The 5,150-nt window shown below is 72.5% G+C and carries 5 protein-coding genes and 1 other RNA gene; 3 read left to right on the top strand and 3 right to left on the bottom strand.

What is annotated here, in order from left to right; all coding sequences use genetic code 11:
* From R7226_RS30890 to ffs, 3 genes are all read left to right on the top strand, one after another.
* The coding region (locus R7226_RS30890) for a DUF2334 domain-containing protein (RefSeq protein ID WP_318601389.1) at positions 1–900 on the top strand (900 nt) is incomplete at its 5' end.
* Complete coding sequence (locus R7226_RS30885; RefSeq protein WP_318601388.1) at positions 897–2,057, top strand: glycosyltransferase; 1,161 nt, start codon at positions 897–899, stop codon at positions 2,055–2,057. The genes R7226_RS30890 and R7226_RS30885, both read left to right, overlap by 4 nt.
* 11 nt (positions 2,058–2,068) lie before the next feature.
* An RNA gene (gene ffs / locus R7226_RS30880) (signal recognition particle sRNA large type) lies at positions 2,069–2,336 on the top strand.
* Positions 2,337–2,421: 85 nt separating this feature from the next.
* Here the strand turns inward: ffs and R7226_RS30875 are convergent.
* From R7226_RS30875 to R7226_RS30865, 3 genes are all read right to left on the bottom strand, one after another.
* Positions 2,422–3,807 carry a sugar transferase gene (locus tag R7226_RS30875; protein ID WP_318601387.1) on the bottom strand — a complete coding sequence of 462 codons (1,386 nt, stop codon included), beginning with the start codon at positions 3,805–3,807 and terminating at the stop codon, positions 2,422–2,424.
* A gap of 314 nt (positions 3,808–4,121) precedes the next feature.
* Positions 4,122–4,433 (bottom strand): hypothetical protein, encoded by a 312-nt coding sequence (locus R7226_RS30870; RefSeq protein ID WP_318601386.1) that lies wholly within the window; start codon positions 4,431–4,433, stop codon positions 4,122–4,124.
* 170 nt (positions 4,434–4,603) lie between these two features.
* On the bottom strand, positions 4,604–5,150 hold a 547-nt coding region (locus R7226_RS30865), incomplete at its 5' end, for a tetratricopeptide repeat protein (protein WP_318601385.1).

The following is a 5,150-nucleotide window of genomic DNA, read 5'->3' as shown; positions in this document are numbered from 1 at the left end:
CCGGTGCCGCGGCCGCGCCTGCGGCTGGCGCAGGACGTCGCGCGCAAGCTCGGCCGGCTCGACTGGGAGCGGGCGGTCGCGCGCCCGCTGGGCCAGACGCGCCGCGCGGTCCTGGGCGACGCGGCCGCCGCGCCGCCGCGCTTCCTCGTGCGCGTCGACGAGTTCCCCCACTACCAGGCGTGGGAGGAGCCGGAGCGCTTCGGGGGCGAGCGCTTCGCCCGCTTCCACGCGCTGATGAGCGCCGCGCGCGTGCCGTACCTGATCGCCGTCACCCCGCGTCTCAGCAGAGCGCCGCTGTCGCCGCAGGAGACGCGCTCGCGTCCGCTCGACGCCGCTGAGCTGGCGCAGCTCGCGCAGCTGACGGCTGCCGACGACGTCACGATCGCGCTGCACGGCCGCGACCACCGCACCCGCTTCGAGGCCCCGCGCAGACACTCCGAGCTGTGTGGGCTGGCGCCGGCCGACGCCGAGGCGCTGCTCGACGACGCGCTCGCGCAGCTCGCCGCCCACGGCGTCGAGCCGGAGATCTTCGTGCCGCCGTACAACCGCTTCGACGCCGCCCACCTGGCGCTGCTGGCAGAGCGTTTCGCCGTCGTCTGCGGCGGCCCGGAGTCGATCGGGACGATCGGCTTCCGTCGCTCGCCCGTCTGGTTCCACGACGCCGTCCACCTGCCGGGCTACGCGCCGCTCTACGGCCACGCGCGCGAGGTGCTGCCGGCGGCTGAGCGCTCGCTCGCCGCGCGCGACGGGCTGTGGACGCCGATCGTCCTGCACTGGGGCTGGGAGTCCGACGCCGGCTGGGAGGAGCTGGAGCGGCTGCTGGAGCTGATCGCGCCGCACGCTGCCCGGTGGGACGACTTCCTCGCGGCGGTGCGGCGCAGCGGGGAGGGGGTCGCGTGAGCGAGCAGCCGCAGCCGCCCGCCGGCGTCGCGCCGGCCACCGACCTGCTCGCCGAGCTGCGCGAGCGCTTCCCGCGCGTCGCGGTCGTGCACGACTGGCTGACGATCCCCGGCGGCTCCGAGGACGTCGTCGTCCAGCTGCTGGAGATGTTCCCGCACGCGGAGCTGTTCACCTCCGTCTACGACCCGGCACCGTGGCCGCCGATCATCACGCAGCGTCCCGTCCACGCCTCGTTCCTCAACCGCATCCCCGGCGCGACGGCCAACTACCCGAAGCTGCTGCCGCTGATGAACCGCGCCTTCGAGTCGTTCGACCTCTCCGGCTTCGACCTCGTCCTCTCCAGCAGCCACGCCAACGCCAAGAACGTCCACACCCCGCCCGGCACGCTGCACGTCTGCTACTGCCACACGCCGATGCGCTACGCGTGGGAGCCGGAGTTCCTCGCCGGGGAGGAGATCGGCCGCGCGATGCGGCTGGCGCTGCCGCCGCTGCTGCGCAAGCTGCGCAAGGACGACCTCGCCGGCGCCGCGCGGCCCGACGTCTTCGTCGCCAACTCGGCGTACGTCGCTGCTCGGATCGAGCGCTTCTACGGCCGCGAGGCGCACGTCGTCCATCCGCCGGTCGACGTCGACCACTACCTCGGGCTGGAGCGCGCGGCCGATGACTTCTACCTCGTCTTCGGCCGCGTCGTGCCGTACAAGCGCGTCGACCTCGCCGTCGCCGCGGGGGACCTGCTCGACCGCCGCGTCAAGATCGCCGGCGGCGGCCGCGCGCTGGAGGCGGTTCGCGCCGCGGCCGGTCCGCGCAGCTCCGCCGACTTCCTCGGCCGCGTCTCCGACGCCGACCGCGACGCGCTGCTCGGCGGCGCGCGGGCGCTGCTGTTCCCCGGCGAGGAGGACTTCGGGATCGTCCCGGTCGAGGCGCAGGCGGCGGGGCTGCCGGTGATCGCCTACGGCGTCGGCGGCGCGCGCGAGACGGTCCGTGACGGCGAGACCGGCGTCCTGTTCGAGGAGCAGACGCCGGCCAGCCTGGCGGCCGCGATCGAGCGCTTCGAGGCGCTGACGCTCGACCCTGAGGCGCCGCGCCGCAACGCCCGCCGCTTCGGCCGCGAGCAGTTCCGCGCGCAGCTCGCCGCCGTGATCGCTGCGGCGGTATAGTCAGCGGCGGACCGTGCTAGGCGGGGAGGTAGCGGTGCCCTGCATCTGCAATCCGCTCTAGCAGAGCTGAATTCCCTTTCGAGGGACGCAGGCTCTCGGGGTCAGCGCGTCGCTCGGTGGCGTCGATGGCCAGGTCCCGCGCGATGTCGACCCGTGAACCAGGTCAGGTCCGGAAGGAAGCAGCCTTAAACGGTCACCGGCATGCGTTGCGGGAGCGCCTGACCGGAGTCATCCGACGGCGTCAGCGCCCGAGAACCCGTCTCGACGGAGGGTGCACGGTCCACTTCCTTCGCAGCAGCCGTCTCCCGCTCGCAAGAGCGGCGGACGGCTGCGCGCGCCGGCGGACGGCGCGCGCTCGCGGCTCCTACTCGACCGACTGACGCCCGAGCAGCGCCGGAACGGTCATCAGGGCGATCTTGAGATCGAGCCAGAGGCTCCAGTTCTCGATGTAGTAGTTGTCCCACTCGACGCGGTCGGCGAGCGAGGTCTGGCCGCGCAGGCCCTGCACCTGGGCCCAGCCCGTGAGGCCGGACTTGACCCGGTGGCGGTCGCCGTAGCGGTAGACGTGCTGCTCGAACGAGCGCGCGAAGCGGGTCCGCTCCGGGCGCGGGCCGACGAGCGACATCTCGCCTCTCAGCACGTTGACGAGCTGCGGCAGCTCGTCGAGCGAGGTCCGCCGCAGGAACTCGCCGACGCGCGTGCGGCGGTCGACGCCCTCGACGCCGCCGGGGGCCATGCCGCCCTGCGGGACGAAGTCGTCGCTCGACTCCGCGACCCGCATCGAGCGGAACTTGAGCATGTCGAACTCGCGCCCGTCGAGGCCGACGCGGCGCTGGCGGTAGAAGATCGGGCCGGGCGAGCTGAGGCGGACGGCGAGCGCGAGCATTCCCAGCAGCGGCGAGATCGCGATCAGGCCGAGCCCGGCGATGATGCGGTCGAGCGCGTACTTGAAGGCGAACTGCCAGCCCTTCGGGTCGACCGTCGCGGCGCGCAGCAGCGGCACGCCACCGAGGTGCTCGACCTCGACGCGGTTGTTGACCTCTTCGAACAGGCGCGGCACGACGACGACCTCGACGCCCAGCTCGCGGCAGCGCCGGATCAGGTTGAGCATCACGGCGTGGGGGGCGGTCGAGAAGGTCACGATCACCTGCTCGACGTTGTATCGCTGCACGACTTCTTGCAGATCCCAGCTGGCGCCGAGGACCGGCAGGCCGTCTCTCTCCTCGGTGTTGTCGATCAGCGGCTCCTTGTCGAGGAAGCCTATGGGCCGCAGGCCCAGCTCCGGGCGGGCGACGAGCCGCTGCGCGATCAGGTGGCCGACGCTGCCCGAGCCGACGATCAGGGTGTTGAGCCCCGTCTCGCCGCGGCGCAGCGCGCGAGCGCGGTCGAAGGTGATGCCGAGCCGGCCGGCGCCGAGGAAGACGAGCGCGAAGACCCACAGGCGCAGCGTCTGCTGGGCTATCTGCGGCTCGTTGTCGATGATCGCGTGGCTGAAGGTCAGCACCATCGCGGCGATCGAGGTCGCGGCGAAGACGCGCGCGATCATGTCGACGGGCGACTGGTGCAGCCGCAGCCCGTAGAAGCCGCGCGCCTCGAGGATCAGCAGCGTCAGCAGCGCGTAGCCGGCGCCCCAGAGGAAGTCCGACGTGGTCGTCTGGCCCGGGGAGGCGAGGACCGCCGTCGTGATGGCGAGCATCAGCATCGCCGAGTCGGCGATCCGATACATCCGCACGCGCTTCTGGCGGATCAACTTACGACGGTGCGTCGCATCGACGGCGGGAGCCGGTTGGGCAAGCGCGTCGCGAAGCTGTTCGGCGATTGTGGTGGCCACGGACCTCTGAAAAGCTCTTCGGCAGAAACGCGTGGGAGGTTGAGTCGAATCACCGGTTGATGGCGGATGCGCGCGCATGAGGCGGGCGGTAGGTGCTCGCGGCACCAGCCGGAACACCGCTGTGCGGGCACGGAGAAGCGGCGGGGCCGACGTGCCGGTCGCACGTCGGCCCCACTCGCTCAGACCAGTCGCGTCCGGCGGATGCTCCGACCGGTCGCTTCAGTCCTGCGGAATCAGCTCAGCGGCCGCGCGAAGCGGCGCAGACCAACACCGACGCCGACGAGCGCAATGCCGCCGATCGCCAGCAGGCCGAGGTCAAGCCCCGTGAAGGGCAGGGTGCTCTCGGAAGAGGCCACCTGCACCTGGGCGGGAGCCGGAGTGCTGGCACCGCCACCGGCGTTGCCTCCACCACCCTGCTCAACGGCCCCGAGGATTCCGCCACCGTTTCCTCCGTATGCGTCGCCCGTCGCGCTGGCCCCATACGCCGGGGCAGTCGCAGTGAAGGCGACGGCGACAACAGCCAAGATCAAGGCCAGTCGCTTCATCGAACCAATCCTTCCCATCCTTGTATTGGCCGGCCCGAAGCGCCCGTTGCGCCTCAAACCTACTTATTGCTTGCGATAGTGGCGAATTGCGCCTCAAAGTAGCACGGTCGCGCCGCCGCTACAACCAATGGGCCGGGCTCATACCGCCTCGCTACGCCGCGCGGGCGGCGTCAGGGCGAGCCGGTCAGGTCTTGAACATCTTGTCGAAGTCTCGTGAACGCCTCGGTGTACGAGAGCGGGTCGCCCCCGTCCAGCCGCGTCAGCGCCTCTGCGACGAGAGGCTCCGCGGGGCTCAACGCGCGGGCGCGCGTGAGATCGGCGCGGGCCGCGGCGCGATCCCCGAGCGTCGTCTCGGCGAGCGCGCGGCCGAAGTGCGAGAACCAGTCGCCGGGATCGCGCGCGATCGCCTCGTCGAAGCGGGCGCGGGCGGCACGCGGGCGGCCCAGCTCCAGCTCGATCACGCCCGCGGTCAGGGAGGCTCTGGCGCTCAGCGGGTTGAGTGAGGCGGCGCGGTCGAGCCGCGCGAGCGCGTCGCCGGGATCGTCGACCCAGCTGGCGGCGGCGTCGGTCGTCTCGCGCTCGGCCGCGAACGGGAGCGCGATCGCCAGCAGCGCCGCTACCGCCGCGACGGCGCCGAGCGTCGCGGCGGCGAGCGCGGCGAGCGCGGCGGGACGGCGGGGGCGCGGGGGCGGCGCGGTGACGTCGGCTGGCGGCGCG

Origin of the sequence: Conexibacter stalactiti, from assembly GCF_033542075.1 — a bacterium.
GTDB lineage: Bacteria > Actinomycetota > Thermoleophilia > Solirubrobacterales > Solirubrobacteraceae > Conexibacter > Conexibacter stalactiti.
The sequence above is the reverse complement of the archived record's forward strand: the minus strand, read 5'-3'. Positions and strand labels throughout refer to the sequence as shown.

What these genes read in the sequence shown, in the direction of transcription:
- R7226_RS30870 (WP_318601386.1), bottom strand. Translation starts at nt 4,433, where the DNA reads ATGAAGCGACTGGCCTTGATCTTGGCTGTTGTCGCCGTCGCCTTCACT.